The sequence below is a fragment of the Corynebacterium sp. zg254 genome (assembly GCF_024701495.1).
Classification (GTDB): domain Bacteria; phylum Actinomycetota; class Actinomycetes; order Mycobacteriales; family Mycobacteriaceae; genus Corynebacterium; species Corynebacterium zhongnanshanii.
The window spans coordinates 974,069-992,448 of the sequence record NZ_WIAR01000001.1 but is presented as its reverse complement, the minus strand read 5'-3'; the positions used below and the strand labels follow the sequence as shown (position 1 = coordinate 992,448).

Genomic DNA, 18,380 nt, shown 5'->3' with positions numbered 1-18,380 from the left:
CAGGCGTGGGTGCTGTGATTGTGGCACCCCAGCCTGTAGCATGAACACCCATAACATCATTCACATGTGTCACATGGTCATCGTCCTTTTGAACGATGACCTTTTCCCGTGGCTACACAGCGACAGGACTGGCAGAGGCAGGCCTGCACCGAGGTCTTTACCGAAAGGAACCACGTGACCGACAACCACAACGGACAGTTGCACAGCGACCAGCCAGGCGGTGACCATCCAGCTAGCGGCCAGCCGCAGGCGGAGCAGCACGCAGCACAGCCAGGCGGCGAGCTGCAGGGCACTGACCAGCCGTCAGTGCCGCTGCCCTCCACCTCGGCTCAGGTCCGCACCGTGGAGGAGATGCGCCAGTGGCTGCGCGAGTGGGTGGCCGGCACCGCCGGGCTGTCCATGGCGGAGATCACCGATGACCGCTCCATGGAGGAGTTCGGCCTGTCCTCCCGCGACGTTGTGGTCCTCTCAGGCGACTTGGAGCGCCTGACCGGCGATTCCCTGGACGCCACCGTGGCCTACGAGTTCAATACCATCGCCGCCCTGGCGGATTACCTCATCAACGGCCGCGCCACCGGCGCGCATGCCGGACAGTCCAACAACTCCTATTCCGCCGACAGCACAGCCCACTCCGGCCAGGCCCTCGCGCCGGAGGATCGCGACATCGCCATCGTCGGCATGTCCGGCCGCTATCCCGGCGCGGACAACGCCCAGGAGATGTGGGACATGCTCAGCGGCTACCGCGATGGAATCTCCGAGCCCCCGGCGGGCCGCTGGACGGAGTACGCCGGTGACGAGTCGATGACTCGCCGCATGGAGGAGGCCACCCTCACCGGCGGTTACCTGGAGGACATCGCCTCCTTCGACGCGGAGTTCTTCGGCCTGTCTCCCCTGGAGGCCACCAACATGGACCCCCAGCAGCGCATCATGCTGGAGCTCGCCTGGGAGGCCCTGGAGGATGCCTCCATTCCTGCGAACACCCTGCGCGGGGACAACGTGGGTGTGTTCATGGGTACCACCAATAATGACTACGCGAACCTGATTTCCGCGGATCCCCAGGAGGCGCACCCCTATGCGCTGACGGGTAATTCCACGGCCGTGATCGCCAACCGCATCTCCTATGCCTTCGATTTCCGCGGGCCGTCCGTGGCTCTGGACACGGCCTGCTCCTCGTCCTTGGTGGCGATTCACCAGGCCGTGCGCGCGTTGCGCGATGGGGATGCCACCGTGGCCCTGGCCGGTGGTGTGAACATCTTGGCCAGCCCGTTTGCCACCGTGGCCTTCTCCGAGCTGGGCGTGCTGAGCCCCACCGGCAAGATCCACGCCTTCTCCGAGGATGCCGACGGCATCGTCCGCTCCGACGGCGCCGGCGTGGTGGTGCTCAAGCGCCTGTCCGATGCGCGCCGGGATGGTGACTCGATCCTTGCTGTGATCAAGGGCTCGGCCGTGAACTCCGATGGCCGCTCCAACGGGTTGACCGCCCCGAACCCGGATGCGCAGGTCGACGTGTTGCGTGCTGCGTATGCCGACGCCGGCATCTCGCCCGACAGCGTGGATTACGTGGAAGCCCACGGTACGGGCACGATTCTGGGTGATCCCATCGAAGCCACTGCTCTGGGCACGGTACTGGGCGCGGGCCGCAGCGCAGCACAGCCGCTGCTGCTCGGTTCCGCGAAGACGAACTTCGGCCACACGGAAGCTGCCGCAGGTGTGGCCGGTGTGATGAAGGTGGTCATGGGTATGCAGGACGGCAGCATCCCGCCCACCCTGAACTTCGCGGGCCCGAACCCATACATCGACTTCGACCGGGAGCACCTGGAGGTTGTGGAGGACTCCCGCGAGTGGCCGGAGTACTCCGGCCGCGCCGTGGCGGGTGTGTCTGGCTTCGGCTTCGGTGGAACGAACGCGCACGTGGTGATCGCGGCCTACGACCCCGAGCGGGACGCCCCACGAGACGCAGACGCCTCGGGTGCACAGACTGGCGCACAGTCCGGCGAGCCGGGCGCACAACAGGACCGCCGCGTCCTCACCCAACCACCGTACGTTCTCCCGGTATCGGGATTGCTGCCATCTCGGCGTCGGGTGGCAGCGGACACCCTGGCCACCTGGCTGGAGCACAACGAATCGGTGGAGCTCGGCGACGTTGCTCGCGCCCTGGCCGGGCGCAACCACGGACGCTCCCGCGGCGCGGTCATCGCCGAAGACCGGGAGGCCGCCATCGCAGGCCTGCAGCGCATCGCAGCCGGGAAGTCCGGCGCGCAGGTCAAGACCCAGGACGCGCCAAGCACCACGGGAGCGGTGTGGGTGTACTCCGGCTTCGGCTCCCAGCACCGAAAGATGGGCAAAGAGCTGTTCGAGCTCTCCCCATTCTTCGCCGCCACCCTGCGGGACATCGACGAGGTAGTGCAGCGGGAATCCGGCTTCTCCATCGTGGAGATGATCCTGGACGACGAGCAGAACTTCGACACCACCACCGCGCAAGTGGGCATCACCTGCATCCAGATTGCGCTGACGGACCTGCTGCGCCACGTGGGTGCGAGCCCGGCGGCCGTGGTGGGCCAGTCCATGGGCGAGATCGCCGCGGCCTACGCGGTGGGCGGCCTGTCCAAGGAGGACGCTCTGACCGTGGCCTGCCACCGCTCCCGCCTGATGGGCGAGGGTGAGTCCCTGCTTACCGAAGACAAGCAAGGTGCTATGGCCGTGGTGGAGTTCGGCGTGGAGGAACTGGCCACCTTCACCGCCGAACACCCCGAGTTCGAGCAGGTAGAGCCGGCCGTGTACGCGGCACCGGGTATGACCACCGTGGGTGGCCCTGCCGAGCCCGTGAAGAAGCTGGTGGAATACCTGGAGGGCGAGGGCAAGTTCGCCCGCCTGCTGAACGTCAAGGGCGCCGGCCACACGTCCATGCTGGATCCGATCCTGGGCGAGCTGCACTTCGAGATCTCGGACATCCAGGCCCGCCCGATCCACACGCCGCTGTACTCCACCGTGGACCGCGGCACCGTCTACCGCCCGGGCGAGAGCGTGCACACCGCCGACTACTTCGTGCGCTGCACCCGCCAACCCGTGTGGTTCGCGGACGCCACCGGCCAGCAGTTCGACGACGGCTACCGCACCTTCGTGGAAATCGCCCCGAACCCTGTGGCTCTGATGCCGCTGATGAACAACGCCTTCGCTCACGAGGCCGGGGACTCCAAGCTGCTGTTTGCTCTGAAGCGTAAGGAGCCCGCCGCGCGGACCCTGACCGAGCTGCTGGGCGAGCTGTACGTCCAGGGCGCGGACCTGGATCTGAAGGGCCTGGTGGGGCCGGACGCCGGCACAGGACGCACCGCCCCCGTGCCGGGAGTGAAGTGGAACCTGCAGCGCTACTGGACCAACGCGCGCCCCGCCGGCGGAGCCCTGACCGGCCTGCCGGGTCGCCGCGTGAACCTGCCGAACGGCCAGATTGTCTTTTCTACCGACGCCGCCGAGGTGCCCTCCCTGGACACCCTGGCGTCCAGCATCGGCTCGCAGCTGGCGAAGGAAGACCCGGAGACCGGACGTGTGCAGCTGATCGTGGTGGACCCGCAGGAGCACGTGCTGCCGTCCTCGGGTGAGCTGACCACCGTGGTGGATCGCACGCTGGGTGGCTGGTCCCTGCGCACCTACGACGCCTCTCTGTCCACCATGCCGCTGATCGGGGAGCGGTTCCTCTCCACGCTGACCCCTATGCCGGACTGCCGCGGGGGTTCCGGTGACGAGTCGGGAGACCAGATCCCTGTGGTGCCTGCCGCGGGCGCTACTGCAGGTGGTGCTGCAGGTGCTTCTGCAGGTAACGCCGCGCCAGAAGACCGTGGGAACGAGGGAGTTCCCGCTGGTCAGGTGGGGCGGGGAGACGTGAGGTCGGCGTCGAATTCAATAAAGAATAACAACAAGCTACCCGAGGTCGACCCGGACGCCGATCGCTGGTCGCCCGAGTCCGGCGTGAGCGTGTCCGCGCGCCTGCGGGAGATCGTGTCCGAATCCATGGGCTACGACGTGGAGGACCTGCCCGGCGAGCTGCCGCTGATTGATCTGGGTCTGGATTCCCTGATGGGCATGCGGATTAAAAACCGCGTGGAATACGAGTTTGATATTCCATCGCTGCAGGTGCAGACGCTGCGCGACGGGTCCGTGGATGACGTGATCGCGATGGTGGAGCAGATGGTGGCGGATCGTCATGGGCTGGGCGAGGCGGCGCTGGCTGGCGAGGGTGCTGAGGGCGCCGACGCGGAGAGCACCGACGCCGAGTCCACCTCCGACTACACCGTGAAGGCCGGCGGCGTGGCACCCCGAGACGCCTCCGAGCGCCTGGTCTTCGCCACGTGGGCCAAGATCACCGGCGCGGCCGCAGCAGGCGTGACCAGCGAACTTCCCGCGATCAGCGAAGAGCAGGCCAAGGCCATCGCCGAGCGGCTGAGCGAGCGCTCCCACGCAGAGATCACCGCCGAGGACGTGCTGCACGCCAAGACCATGGAATCGTTGAGCACCGTGGTGCGCCAATCCCTTGAGACCGAGGTGGAGGGCAACATCCGTGTGCTACGCGCACGCCCTGATTCCGAGGAAGGTGCGGCGGCGCCGGCGGTGTTCCTGTTCCACCCAGCTGGCGGCTCGGCCAGCGTGTACCAGCCGTTGACGCGCCGGCTTCCCGAGAACACACCGGTGTACGGCGTGGAGCGCCTGGAAGGCGACTTGAGCGACCGCGTGGCGGCGTACCTGGATGAAATTGTGGAGCTTTCCGCTGGCCAGCCCGTGATTCTGGGTGGCTGGAGCTTCGGTGGCGCCCTGGCCTACGAGGCCGCGCAGCAGCTACAGCAGCGTGCGGAAGAGGGCCGACCGTCCGCGACGGTTGCCCGCATCATCTTGCTGGACACCGTCCAGCCGCGGAACCCCGCGCCGGATACGAAGGAGGAGATGCACGCCCGCTGGGACCGCTACGCCGCCTTCGCGCAGAAGACCTACGGCCTGCCGCTGGAGATTCCTCACGACTTGCTGGAATCCCAGGGAGAGGGCGTGATGCTGGCCATGTTCCAGCAGTTCCTGGACTCCCCGGAGGCGCACGGCCTGGGGCTGCCCGCCGGTGTTCTGGAGCATCAGCGTGCCAGCTTCGTGGATAACCGGGTGCTGGATTCTCTGGACTTCCAGGCGTGGGCGTCTGTGGACGTGCCGGTGACCCTGTTCCGTGCGGAGCGGATGCACGACGGCGCGCTGGAGCTGGAGCCTGCCCTGCACGACATCGCAGAGGACGGCAACTGGGGCCAGATCGTGAAGGACCTGGAGATCATCCATCTGCACGGCGACCACCTGGCCGTGGTGGATGAACCGGAGATCTCCACGGTGGGCGCTGTAATGTCCCAGTACATTGCATCGCTTGTACAGTAGAGTGCGGATGTTTTTCATGCAGCGAGCGCCCGCCGCGAGCACTAGTAGTGGGCACTAGCAGCGAGCACGAGCAACAGGCCAATAGCGAGTATCAATAAGAAGGAACCACGTGACTGAGCACCAGCAGAACACAACTGCAGCAAAGCTGGAGGAGCTTCACTCTCGCTTGGAGAAATCCTTGGATCCCGGCAGCGAATCCGCCAAGGCCAAGCGCGATGCCGCGGGCTTGAGTACCCCACGCCAGCGCATCGACGCTCTCTTGGACGAAGGCTCCTTCAGCGAAATCGGTGCGCTGGGGCGGACCCCGGGAGACCCGGACGCTCCCTACGGTGACGGTGTGGTGACCGGCTACGGCCGTATCCACGGCCGGCCGGTGGCGATTTATGCTCACGATAAGACGGTCTACGGTGGTTCCGTGGGCGAGACCTTCGGTAAGAAGGTTGTGGAGGTCATGGACATGGCCTTGCGCATTGGATGTCCGATCATCGGTATCAACGATTCCGGTGGCGCGCGCATCCAGGATGCGGTGATGTCCCTGGCGATGTATTCGGAGATTGCTCGGCGCCAGATGCCGATGTCCGGCCAGTCTCCGCAGATCTCTATTCTGTTGGGCCCGTCCGCCGGTGGTGCGGTGTATGCGCCCGTGACCACGGACTTTGTGGTGGCTGTGGATAAGCGCACCCAGATGTTCGTGACCGGCCCTGCCGTGATTGAGTCCGTGACTGGCGAGAAGGTCTCCATGGAGGAGCTGGGTGGCGCCCGCCAGCAGGCACGCAACGGAAATGTGTCCTATGTGGCTCCGTCGGAGGAGGAAGCCTTCAATTACGTGAAGGACTTGATTGACTTCCTGCCGTCCTCGGCGTGGGATAGCACTCCGGAGTTCTGGGCGCCCTCGGACGAGCTGACGGAGCGGGACGTGGAGCTCAACAGCATCATCCCGGACGACCCGAATGCGGGCTACGACATGATGGACGTGCTCACCCGCATCTTCGATGACGAGAACATCCTGGAGGTCCAGGATGATTACGGCCAGAACGTCATCACCGCGTTTGCCCGCATCGATGGCCGTTCCGTGGGTGTGGTGGCGAACCAGCCGATGGAGATCGCCGGATGCTTGGACGCGGACGCGGCCGATAAGGCGGCGCGTTTTATCCGTATTTGCGACGCCTACAACATCCCATTGGTCTGGGTGGTCGATACGCCGGGGTACCTGCCTGGTGTGGAGCAGGAGAAGCAGGGATTGATTCACCGCGGTGCGAAGCTGGGCTTTGCCACCGTGGAGGCCAACGTGCCCAAGGTGACGGTGGTAGTGCGCAAGGCCTTCGGCGGTGGCTATGCGGTGATGGGCTCCAAGAACATGGGGGCGGATATTAACTTCGCGTGGCCCACGGCGCAGATCGCGGTGATGGGCGCGGAGGCTGCTGTGGTGATGATGCAGGGCAAGCAGTTGGCGCAGATGCCGGAGGAGCAGCGTCCTGCGGCGAAGAAGATGTTCATGGACTTCTACAATGCCAACATGACCAGCCCGTATGTGGCTGCGGAGCGCGGTTACCTGGACGGGGTGATCGCGCCAGAGGAGACGCGTCTGCGTCTGCGTCAGGCTTTGCGGCAGCTGCGGCATAAGCAGACTGTAGAGACACCGAAGAAGCACAACATCCTGCCGATGTAGCGGTCGCTGCCAGGACCGGCGCCAGAGTTGTTATAGAAACAGACTGTAATTTTTCGGCTCGCGAGATCGTTTACAATACTTACATTGTCCTGAGATTTCTTAAGGTTTCCCGTGTTTCGGGTAACCTTAATTCTCGTTAAGAAGAGAGCAAGAAGAGAGCTAGAGGAGAGGCACAAATTGGCTTTTATTCCCCAGAAGACCCTAAATAAGCTCAAGTGGAATGCCGAATACCAGTGGGCGAACGTATATGGCACGGTGACGGGCATTGGTACTGTTCTGAAATCTGGACTCATTGTTCAGGGTGGCGGCCTGAAGCAGAAGCGGGCCCTGGTGGAGGGCGTGTATCGCTGGGGATTCACCGCGGCGCGTCAGTTGTACTACGCGGCGTCGGCAGCTCCGGATCGCGTGGCGGTCATCGACGATATCGGAACCCGCACCTACGCAGAGTTGCTCGCTGATTCCGAGGCTCTGGGTCGCGCGTTGAAGGCGAAGGGCTACGGCACCGGCTCCCGCATCGGTGTGATGGCCCGCAACTCCCGCGTGATGATTAACCTCCTGGCGGCGAAGGGCTTCATCGGCGCGGACATCTTCCTGCTGAACGTGGCCAGCTCTCCGGCGCAGCTGGAGGCGTCCATCGACGAGCACAACATTGAGGTTCTGTTCCTGGATGAGGAGTTCGCCGAGCACCTCCCGGCCGATTACGACCGCTGTGAGATCTTCACCGCCTACGCCGAGGATCTGCACAACCCGAAGGTGCCGAACCCCAACCGCATCACCTTCCAGCAGCTGATCGACCAGGCCCCCAGCGAGGCACAGGAGCCCCTGCCGAAGCGCCCGGTGAAGGGCAACATCATCATCATGTCCTCCGGCACCTCCGGTACCCCGAAGGGCGTGCGCCACCGTGAGCCTCTGTGGCCGGTTCCTCTGGTGTCCATCATCACCCAGATTCCGTGGCGTGCAGAGATGATGGTGCAGATGTCCGCATCCATGTTCCACTCCTGGGGCTGGGCGTGCGTGAACCTGCTGCTGGGTCACCGTTCCACGGTGATCCTGCGCCGCGTGTTTGATCCTCAGCAGGCGATGGAGGATATGGACAAGTACAAGGCCGAGGCCCTGATTACCAGCCCGATCTTCTCCAAGGAGCAGCTGCGCGTGGCCCAGCAGGGTGACTACGCGGTGGACCAGGTGGAGTTCGTGGTCTCCTCCGGTAACGCGATGAACGAGGATCTGCTGCGCGGCCTGCAGAAGACCTTCGGCCCCGTGGTGTGTAACTTCTACGGCTCCACGGAAAACTCTGTGGTGTCCATCGCCAGCCCTCAGCAGCTGCTGGAGAATCCGGCTACTGCGGGCACCGTGGCCAATGGTGTGCGCGTGAAGGTCCTGGATGACGAGGGCAACCCATTGCCGCCGAACCAGCCGGGCCGCGTGTACGCCCGTGGCATCATGACCATGCGCGCCTACACGAACTCCCGCGACACAATGACGGAGCAGCATGGTCTGCTGGAGATCGGCGACCGTGGCTACCTGGACGAGAATGGCCAGCTGTTCATCCTGGGCCGCGCTGATGACATGATCATCGTGGGCGGCGAGAACGTGTACCCGCGCTCCCTGGAGGAGATCCTGGTGACGATGCCGGGCATTCGCGACCTGTTCATCAAGGGCGTGAAGGATAGTGATACCTTCGCCCGTCTGGCCGCATGGGTGGTCCCTGAGGATTCCGACGCCGGGCGCGCGTTGACCCTGGAGTCCATCCAGCAGTGGGCCCGCGAGCACTTGGCGGAGCACTCCGTGCCTCGTGACGTGACGTTCATGGATGAGTTGCCGCGCAACCCAACGGGCAAGGTTATGCCGCGTATGCTCCCAGGCGCAGACCAGTTGGTTTAAAGTAGAGGCGTGCTACTTTCAGATCGCGACCTCCGAGCCTCCCTGTCCAGCGGCGACCTTGTCATCGAGCCCTATGACGAGTCCATGGTGCAGCCGTCCAGCATTGACGTGCGTTTGGACGGCCTATTCCGGGTGTTCAACAACTCGAAGTACACCCACATCGACCCGAAGCTGCCGCAGGAGGAGCTGACCACCCTGGTGGAGGTGCCGGAGGATGAGGCGTTCATCCTCCACCCCGGCGAGTTTGTGCTGGGTGCCACGCTGGAGACGTTCAGCATTCCCGCGCATCTGGCCGGTCGGCTGGAGGGAAAGTCCTCCCTGGGGCGCTTGGGGTTGCTGACGCACTCCACGGCCGGGTTCATTGATCCCGGCTTCCGCGGCCACATCACCCTGGAGCTGTCCAACACCGCGAACCTGCCCATCGCGCTGTACCCCGGCATGAAGGTGGGCCAGCTGGCGCTGTTTAAGATGACCAGCCCCGCGGAATCCCCGTACGGCAGCGGAAGCCTGGGCTCGAAGTACCAGGGCCAGCGCGGGCCGACCCCGTCGAAGGCGTACCTCAACTTCCGGTAGCGCTCCGCGCGGTACGCTGCGCGCGGAGCGTGCTCTGGTATCAGCGCGCAGCAAGCTTTCGCCCCGGTGACACCTCCCCGTCACCGGGGCGTTACCTTATGCCCGTAGCATTCTGTTCTATGCGCATGACTGTGTTTGGAATGGGATACCTGGGTGCCACGCATGCGGCCTGCATGGCCGAGCTGGGGCACGACGTACTGGGCGTGGACGTGGACCCGTCCAAGATCCACGCGTTAAGCCAGGGGCAGGTGCCTTTCTTCGAGCCGGGCCTCAGCGAGCTACTGGTGAACAACATCGAGGCCGGCCGCCTGCGCTTCACCACCGATTACACCCAGGCCGCGGACTTCGCCACCGTGCACTTCATCGCCGTCGGAACGCCACAGCAGAAGCACTCCTACGCAGCCGATACATCCTATGTGCTGAGCGTGATCGACGAGCTGGTGCCCGCGCTGTCCGGCCACCACACTGTGTTGGGGAAGTCGACTGTTCCGGTGGGGACGGCGTCGGATATTACGATTCGGGCGCGGGCCCTGGCTGAGCGAGCGGGGCGCGGTGCCAGCGTGGACGTGGCGTGGAATCCCGAGTTTCTGCGGGAGGGGCGCGCGGTGCGGGACACGCTGCATCCGGATCGGATTGTGCTGGGCGTGGGCGGTGAGACGGAGACGGCCACGGAGACTGCCGCGGAGACACCCACCGCGGACCTCGTGCGGGAGATCTACGCGCGACCCATCGAGGAAGGCTCGCCGCTGCTGGTGATGGACCTCAGCACCGCAGAGCTGGTCAAGACCAGCGCGAATGCGTTCCTCGCCACCAAAATCAGCTTCATCAACGCGGTGGCGGACGTGTGCGAGCTCGCCGGCGCGGACGTCACCCAGCTCGCCACCGCCCTGGGCCTGGACGCGCGCATCGGCCCGAAGTTCCTGAACGCCGGCCTGGGCTTCGGTGGCGGCTGCCTGCCGAAAGACATCCGCGCGTTCATGGCGCGCGCGGGCGAGCTCGGCGCCGACCAGACCCTGACCTTCCTGCGCGAGGTGGAGGCGATCAACATCCGCCGCCGGGACAAAACCGTCGATATTATCCGACGCCGACTCGGCGGATCCTTAATCGCTCACCGCATCACGGTGCTGGGCGCTGCCTTCAAGCCGAACTCCGATGACGTGCGCGATTCCCCCGCGCTGAACGTGGCCGGGCAGCTGTCCCTGGGCGGTGCGGCCGTGACGGTGTACGACCCGCAGGCGATGGAGACCGCCCGTGCCGCGTTCCCCACGCTGCACTACGCGGACAGTGCGGAGGCTGCGCTGGAGGGGGCGGAAATTGTGCTGGTGGCGACGGAGTGGGACGAGTTTCGGCAGCTCGACCCCGTGGACGTGGCGCGCCGGGTGGCCGGCGTGGACGTGGGGGAGGGGCCGGGGGCGCGGCGGCCGGTGGTGGTGGATGCCCGTAATTGCCTCGACGCCGAGGCGTGGATACGAGCGGGGTGGGACTACCGCGCGCTGGGGCGCGGGCAGACGCTCGCGCCGCGTGAGGGGTGAGGCGCGGGAGCTACCTGCGGCGGCGTGGGAAACGCGGACGGTGGACGGCACCCATCATGGGCACGACCACGCCACGCTTATAAGGATTGGCGGTCCGATAGGCAGCCCTGCCGCCGGCGTCGGGGTGCAATGCCTCCTTGACCAGATCCACCACGCGCGGCGAGTACAGCATGGAGAGGTGGCTGGACCAGTCGAAGATGTTGCCCTCGTCCTGCACTCCGATGTTGTAGACCACGGCGCCCTCGCCGGCGACCATGATCTGGTCGCGCCAGGGGGTGGCGATGCCGTCGAACTTGGTGGTGATCATGGTGTACTCCACGCCGGGGACGGTATCGCCATCCTTGTTGAGGTACTCGCCGAACTCGCTGCCCTTCGCCTGATCCGTGGCGGCGCCACCCAGGATGGCGTGGATCAGCGGATAGGACTTCTTCCCGCGGTCCAGGCTGTGAGCGAGGGTGGACACGCCACTGAGGGTGGTGCCGTGGTGCGCGGGGCCGAGGCCGACGATGCGGCGGACGGGGTTGAGCTGCTCGGCGGCACCCTCGGCGGCGCCTTGTGCAGCCAACTCAGCGGCGAACTCCGCGGCCACCATCCGGCACTGGGCCACGCCCTGCGAGTGGCCCACGAGGTCCACCTGCTCCGCGCCGGTGCGCTCCAGCACCTCGCGCACAAACGCGATGACCTCCTTGTATGCCTCCCGCAGGAAGTTATTCGCATACACACCCGCGGCCTTGCCCACGAAGGACTGGGGTTCCTTGCCGTAGTTCACAGCAAACACGGCATGGCCGGTCTCGACCAGGTGACGAGCCAAGTAGTCAAAGGTGTTGTACGCGTTCAGCCACGTGCCGTGAATCAGGATCACCGGCACCCGACCGTTCAAGGGTTCGTCCCACTGGTTCACGCCTTCCGGCAGAGGGTTGGGGCGGGCTACACTTTTCAGAAACTTCGGAATAAACGCGTCCATGTGCCAACCCTAACCCATAGCACCTACACACAATTTGGGAAATCGTTGAATTGCCTGTACAGTGTGCCGAGGAAGTTTGAATAACGTTCAAAGTTTCACCGAAGACCGTCGGTCATTGCGGATCCCACCATGTCTGTGGTGGATGCGCGATTGAAGGTTCATCACTTGTATACGATGACGGCCCACGCAGGTAACACGAGACGTATCACGAAAGCTGAACGCGGCCACGATGACCCGCACAGAAGCTAGCATGAGCGCCCTGTTCCCCCTGCGGGTACGGGGCGCCTTGTTGTGTGAAGTGTTGCCTTTCATATGATCAACGGTGCATGTACACACGTACACCAAGCACATTTATTGCGCACTTTTATGGAAGGAGGCGAGAGTATGGCAAACCCAAAGAATCAGGCATCCCTGGCTGAGCTGAAGAACCGTTTCGAGGGCACCACGACCACTCTGTTGACTGAGTACCGTGGCCTGTCTGTAGCGGAGACCACTGAGCTGCGCCGCGCACTGGGTGCTGATGTGACCTACTCCGTCGCCAAGAACACCATGATCAAGCTGGCTGCTCAGGAAGCCGGCGTGGAGTACGACGAGGCTCTGCTGACTGGTCCTACCGCCATCGCATTCGTCCACGGCGAAGCCGTTGACGCTGCGAAGGCCATGAAGAACTTCGGCAAAGACCACAAGAACTTCGTGATCAAGGGTGGCTACATGGACGGTAACGCGCTGTCCGCTGAGCAGGTGGAAGCACTTGCTGAGATGGACAACCGCGAGACCACGCTGGCCAAGCTGGCTGGCGCCATGCAGGGTTCCTTGGCAAAGGCTGCTGGACTCTTCAACGCTCCTGCATCTCAGATCGCACGCCTCTCGGCTGCACTGCAGGAAAAGAAGGGCGAGTAGTTCCCACCCACCCAGTCCTCTGGGTGGCACAACATGTACACAAACCTGTGCCCGCTGCAAAACTTTAAGTAACAACATCGCGGCAGGCACGAAGAACGAAAGGATGCCATCATGGCTAAGTTCACCAACGATGAGCTCATCGAAGCTTTCAAGGAAATGACCCTCATCGAGCTGTCCGAGTTCGTGAAGCTGTTCGAGGACACCTTCGACGTAACCGCTGCTGCTCCAGTTGCAGTTGCTGCTGCCGGCGCTGCTGGCGGCGAGGCTGCTGCTGCTGAGGAGAAGGACGAGTTCGACGTTGTTCTGGAAGACGGCGGCGCTAAGAAGATCGGCGTTATTAAGGTCGTTCGCGAGATCGTCTCCGGCCTGGGCCTGAAGGAAGCTAAGGAGCTGGTTGAGTCCGCTCCTAAGGCTATCCTGGAGGGTGCTTCCAAGGACGACGCTGAGGCTGCCAAGACCAAGCTGGAAGAGGCTGGCGCAAAGGTCTCCCTCAAGTAATCTCGTCTCTCGACGGATCCAACCCCACGCACTCGGTGAGTGCGTGGGGTTTCCCTTATACTCTGCGCTGAAAACTCTTCACGGTGTGTGTGCAAAGGGCTATAGTGGTCGCTATGCGCTCGAAACTGTACCCCATCGCGATCGTCACGCTGATCATCGGCGTGGCTCTGCTCACCGCGGGGTATCTGCTCCCACAAAAGGTCACCGAGGAAAAGCCTCTCCCATTGCAGCTTGCTACGTCTACGCTCACGCTGGAAGACGACGAGGCCAGCGTCGGATCTGCATATCCAGCAACGGGCGGCAAGACCATCAAGGCCCCCGTCATCAAGCAGTACGATATGACGCTGGGACAGCCGGCGTCCGAGGATTCCGCGGCGGCGAAGGTGGGCGTGAGCGTGGCGCGTGGTGACATCGACGAAGATGAAAAAGCGCTGCTGAACGCGCAGATCTGGAGCTTCACCGTGGACCGCTTTACGGGGGAGGTGCGGGGCCAGGCGAAGGTCTCGGATACCCCAGCCACGCCGCCGACGGCCGTGGAGAACATGGGGCAGTGGGTGAAGTTCCCGCAGGAAGTAGAGCAGCGGGACTACGAGTACTTCGACGACCAGGTGCGCAAGCCCGTCAAGGCCGCCTATCAGGGCACCGTGACCCACCAGGATCAGGCCGGCAAGGACGTGGAGCTGTACGTCTTCAAGCAGGAGATTCCGGACACGGATGTGTCCTCTCAGTATGACTCCCTGTGGAACACGCAGATGCTGCGCAAGGATGGCAGTGATGAGCGGGTGGAGGGGCACCTGACGTACTCTGGGACACGCACGATCACGGTGGAGCCACGCAGTGGCATGATTGTGGCGCTGGATGAGAATCTCAATGCCCGGTACCTGGACGATCAGGGTGAGAAGCTCGATGACCTGCTGGTTTTCAACGGCCGCACCACGGAGAAAGTGGAGCACGACATGCTGGCGCAGGCACAAAAACTGGGCGAGTTTCGGCACACCTCGTCGTGGGGATTTGGGCTGACGGGTTTGGGTGCTATTGTGACTGCAGCATCGCTGATCGCGCTTGTTGTGTATAGGCGCCGTCCGTAGCACCGCGCGGGCGTCGAAAGGACGGGGCGCGGGAGTTCCCCCGGGCGCCTCGAGGGGCGGCCACATGGGCGTCGGGTTTCTGCCTGCCCAGCCTAGACATGCAGCCTTATCTGTAATACAATGTTTCTTTGCGCTGGAATAATTTTCAGGCGCACGGCCGCGATCAGGCACTATGGTGCACATATCACCACTTTGAGGCTTTGTCAGAATGCACACTACGCGATTTGACAAGGTCGTTTAGTCATTCCATCGCTGCGGTGTGTCCTGTCGGTTTATTCCAACTAAATGACCATCACTACTCAGTACACACACCCGATCAGGGGTATCGCTGCTCCACCATGCGGACCCTTGTGACGTGGTGCTGGAAGGACCCATCTTGGCAGTCTCCCGCCAGACAAGTTCAGTGGCCGGAATCCCTGGAGCATCTCAGCGACACTCGTTCGCGAAGATTGATTCTCCCATCGAGGTTCCAGGCCTTCTTGACCTCCAACGAGAGTCCTTCGCTTGGCTCGTTGGCACCCCTGAGTGGCGTGCCCGTGCACAAGCCGAGGCAGGGGAGGGCGTTCGCATCACCAGCGGACTCGAGGACATACTCGAAGAGCTTTCCCCGATTGAAGATTATTCGGAGAACATGTCCCTGACCCTCTCCGAACCACGCTTCGATGAGGCAAAGTCCACCATCGACGAAGCGAAGGAAAAGGACATTAACTACGCGGCACCGCTGTACGTGACCGCGGAGTTTACCAACGCGATGTCTGGTGAAATTAAGTCCCAGACCGTGTTCATCGGCGATTTCCCGATCATGACGGAAAACGGCACCTTCATCATCAACGGCACCGAGCGTGTTGTTGTGTCCCAGCTGGTGCGTTCCCCCGGCGTGTACTTTGACGCGTCCATCGACGCGACCACGGAGCGTCCCCTGCACGCCGTGAAGGTGATCCCTTCCCGTGGTGCATGGCTGGAGTTCGACGTGGACAAGCGCGATACCGTCGGCGTGCGCATCGACCGCAAGCGTCGCCAGCCCGTGACTGTTCTGCTGAAGGCCCTGGGCCTCAGCACCCAGGAGATCACGGACCGCTTCGGCTTCTCCGAGATCATGATGTCCACCCTGGAAAAGGACGGTGTGGCCAACACTGACGAGGCTCTGCTGGAGATCTACCGCAAGCAGCGCCCAGGCGAGTCCCCCACGCGCGACTCCGCGCAGGCTTTGCTGGAGAACTCTTTCTTCAAGGACAAGCGTTACGACCTGGCGAAGGTGGGTCGTTACAAGGTCAACCGCAAGCTGGGTCTGGGTGGCGACCACGAGGGCAACATGACCCTCACGGAAGAGGACATCCTCACCACCATCGAGTACCTGGTGCGTCTGCACGCGGGTGAGAAGACCATGACCTCCCCTGAGGGCGTGGAGATTCCGATCGGCGTGGATGACATCGACCACTTCGGTAACCGTCGTCTGCGCACCGTGGGTGAGCTGATTCAGAACCAGGTGCGTGTGGGTCTGTCCCGCATGGAGCGCGTGGTGCGCGAGCGCATGACCACGCAGGACGCGGAGTCCATCACTCCAACGTCCCTGATTAACGTGCGCCCTGTGTCCGCCGCGATCCGTGAGTTCTTCGGTACCTCGCAGCTGTCCCAGTTCATGGACCAGAACAACTCCCTGTCTGGCCTGACGCACAAGCGCCGCCTGTCCGCACTGGGCCCGGGTGGTCTGTCTCGTGAGCGTGCTGGCCTGGAGGTCCGCGACGTTCACCCATCTCACTACGGCCGCATGTGCCCGATTGAGACTCCTGAGGGCCCGAACATTGGTCTGATCGGTTCCCTGTCTTCCTATGCTCGCGTGAATAGCTTCGGCTTCATCGAGACGCCGTACCGTCGCGTGGTGGATGGCAAGATCACCGACGAGGTGGAGTACTTCACCGCGGATGAGGAGGATCGCCACGTTATTGCCCAGGCGAATACTCCGTTCGACGCGGATCACAAGTTCACCGAAGACCGTATTGAGGTCCGTCTGCGCGGCGGCGACGTGGAGGTCGTTCCGGCAGATCAGGTTGATTACATGGACGTGTCGCCGCGTCAGATGGTTTCCGTGGCGACTGCGATGATTCCGTTCCTGGAACATGACGACGCCAACCGTGCGTTGATGGGAGCGAACATGCAGCGTCAGGCTGTGCCGCTGATGCGCTCCGAGGCTCCGTACGTGGGTACCGGTATGGAGTTGCGTGCGGCCTACGATGCCGGTGACATGATCATCGCTCCGAAGGCCGGTGTGGTGGAGTACGTGTCCGCTGATTACATCACCGTCATGGATGACGATGGTGTGCGTGACACGTTCATGCTGCGCAAGTTCGAGCGTACGAACCAGGGCACCAGCTACAACCAGAAGCCTCTGGTTGACGAGGGCGACCGCGTGGAGGCCGGCCAGGTTCTGGCTGACGGCCCGGGCACGGACAACGGTGAGATGGCACTGGGTAAGAACCTGCTGGTTGCCTTCATGCCGTGGGAAGGCCACAACTACGAGGACGCGATCATCCTGAACCAGCGCATGGTGGAGGAGGACGTGCTGACGTCCATCCACATCGAGGAGCACGAGATTGATGCTCGTGACACCAAGCTGGGACCGGAGGAGATCACCCGCGACATTCCTAACGTGGGTGAGGATGTTCTGAAGGACCTGGACGAGCGCGGTATTGTCCGCATCGGTGCGGATGTCCGCGATGGTGACATCCTGGTCGGTAAGGTCACCCCGAAGGGTGAGACGGAGCTGACCCCTGAGGAGCGCCTGCTGCGCGCCATCTTCGGCGAGAAGGCCCGCGAGGTGCGCGATACCTCCATGAAGGTGCCGCACGGTGAGACCGGTAAGGTCATCGGCGTGCGCGTGTTCTCCCGTGAGGACGACGACGATCTGGCAGCCGGCGTGAACGAGATGGTTCGCGTGTACGTGGCCCAGAAGCGCAAGATCCAGGACGGCGATAAGCTAGCTGGTCGCCACGGTAACAAGGGTGTGGTGGGCAAGATTCTGCCTGCCGAGGACATGCCATTCCTGCCGGACGGTACTCCGGTGGACATCATCCTGAACACCCACGGTGTGCCTCGCCGTATGAACATCGGCCAGGTGCTGGAAGTGCACTTGGGCTGGCTGGCGAAGGCCGGCTGGAAGGTTGATACCGAGTCCCAGGATCCAAAGATCCAGGCGATGCTGGAGACCCTGCCGGAGCACCTGTACGACGTTCCTGCAGATTCCCTGACGGCTACCCCTGTGTTCGACGGTGCGTCGAACGCGGAGCTGTCCGGTCTGTTGCGTTCCTCCCTGCCGAACCGCGATGGCATCCGCCTGGTGGATGATTTCGGTAAGGCCCAGCTGATTGATGGCCGTTCCGGCGAGCCGTTCCCATACCCGGTGGCTGTGGGCTACATGTACATCCTGAAGCTGCACCACTTGGTGGATGAGAAGATTCACGCTCGTTCCACGGGTCCTTACTCCATGATTACCCAGCAGCCTCTGGGTGGTAAGGCTCAGTTCGGTGGTCAGCGCTTCGGTGAGATGGAGGTGTGGGCTATGCAGGCGTATGGTGCCGCCTACACGCTGCAGGAGCTTCTGACCATCAAGTCCGATGACGTGGTGGGCCGTGTGAAGGTTTATGAAGCCATTGTGAAGGGTGAGAACATCCCTGATCCTGGTATCCCTGAGTCCTTCAAGGTGCTGTTGAAGGAGCTGCAGTCCCTGTGCCTGAACGTTGAGGTTCTGGCCGCGGATGGTACTCCGATGGAGCTGTCTTCCGACGACGACGATGAGCTGGACAGCGCTAACGCTGCCCTGGGTATCAACTTGTCGCGTGATGAGCGTCCGGATGCTGACTTAGAGGTCGGCTAGA

At 63.2% G+C, this 18,380-nt stretch carries 10 protein-coding genes; 9 read left to right on the top strand and 1 reads right to left on the bottom strand.

Features of this window, described 5'->3' with window-relative positions; genetic code table 11:
* The first annotated feature begins 351 nt into the window (after positions 1–351).
* The 5 genes from pks13 (at position 352) to GC425_RS04470 (ending at position 11,058) form a co-directional block, all read left to right on the top strand.
* Positions 352–5,400, top strand: coding sequence for a polyketide synthase Pks13 (gene pks13 / locus GC425_RS04490; protein WP_151844245.1), 5,049 nt, complete (start codon positions 352–354; stop codon positions 5,398–5,400).
* Between the two features lie 109 nt (positions 5,401–5,509).
* Positions 5,510–7,069 (top strand): acyl-CoA carboxylase subunit beta, encoded by a 1,560-nt coding sequence (locus GC425_RS04485; RefSeq protein WP_187767891.1) that lies wholly within the window; start codon positions 5,510–5,512, stop codon positions 7,067–7,069.
* Positions 7,070–7,246: 177 nt separating this feature from the next.
* On the top strand, positions 7,247–8,953 hold the full coding sequence (locus GC425_RS04480; protein ID WP_151843696.1) for an AMP-binding protein: 1,707 nt from the start codon (positions 7,247–7,249) through the stop codon (positions 8,951–8,953).
* 9 nt (positions 8,954–8,962) lie between these two features.
* Positions 8,963–9,526 carry a dCTP deaminase gene (dcd, locus tag GC425_RS04475; protein WP_151842199.1) on the top strand — a complete coding sequence of 188 codons (564 nt, stop codon included), beginning with the start codon at positions 8,963–8,965 and terminating at the stop codon, positions 9,524–9,526.
* 119 nt (positions 9,527–9,645) lie between these two features.
* Positions 9,646–11,058: a UDP-glucose/GDP-mannose dehydrogenase family protein gene (locus GC425_RS04470; RefSeq protein WP_151843697.1), complete on the top strand. Its 1,413-nt coding sequence runs from the start codon at positions 9,646–9,648 to the stop codon at positions 11,056–11,058.
* A 10-nt stretch (positions 11,059–11,068) separates the two neighbouring features.
* Here GC425_RS04470 and GC425_RS04465 read toward each other — a convergent pair whose 3' ends face one another.
* The gene (locus tag GC425_RS04465) at positions 11,069–12,022 is read right to left on the bottom strand and encodes a triacylglycerol lipase (protein WP_151843698.1); all 954 of its coding nucleotides are present in this window, start codon (positions 12,020–12,022) and stop codon (positions 11,069–11,071) included.
* Positions 12,023–12,406: 384 nt separating this feature from the next.
* Here GC425_RS04465 and rplJ point away from each other — a divergent pair, with 384 nt between their 5' ends.
* The 4 genes from rplJ (at position 12,407) to GC425_RS04445 (ending at position 18,379) form a co-directional block, all read left to right on the top strand.
* A complete protein-coding gene (rplJ, locus tag GC425_RS04460) occupies positions 12,407–12,922 on the top strand; it encodes a 50S ribosomal protein L10 (protein WP_151842196.1) in 516 nt (171 codons plus the stop codon).
* A gap of 111 nt (positions 12,923–13,033) precedes the next feature.
* Positions 13,034–13,420 carry a 50S ribosomal protein L7/L12 gene (rplL, locus tag GC425_RS04455; protein WP_151842195.1) on the top strand — a complete coding sequence of 129 codons (387 nt, stop codon included), beginning with the start codon at positions 13,034–13,036 and terminating at the stop codon, positions 13,418–13,420.
* A 113-nt stretch (positions 13,421–13,533) separates the two neighbouring features.
* A complete protein-coding gene (locus tag GC425_RS04450) occupies positions 13,534–14,508 on the top strand; it encodes a DUF3068 domain-containing protein (RefSeq protein ID WP_151843699.1) in 975 nt (324 codons plus the stop codon).
* A 358-nt stretch (positions 14,509–14,866) separates the two neighbouring features.
* Entirely contained in the window at positions 14,867–18,379 is a 3,513-nt protein-coding gene (locus tag GC425_RS04445) for a DNA-directed RNA polymerase subunit beta (protein ID WP_151842448.1), read from the top strand.
* Position 18,380: the final 1 nt, after the last annotated feature.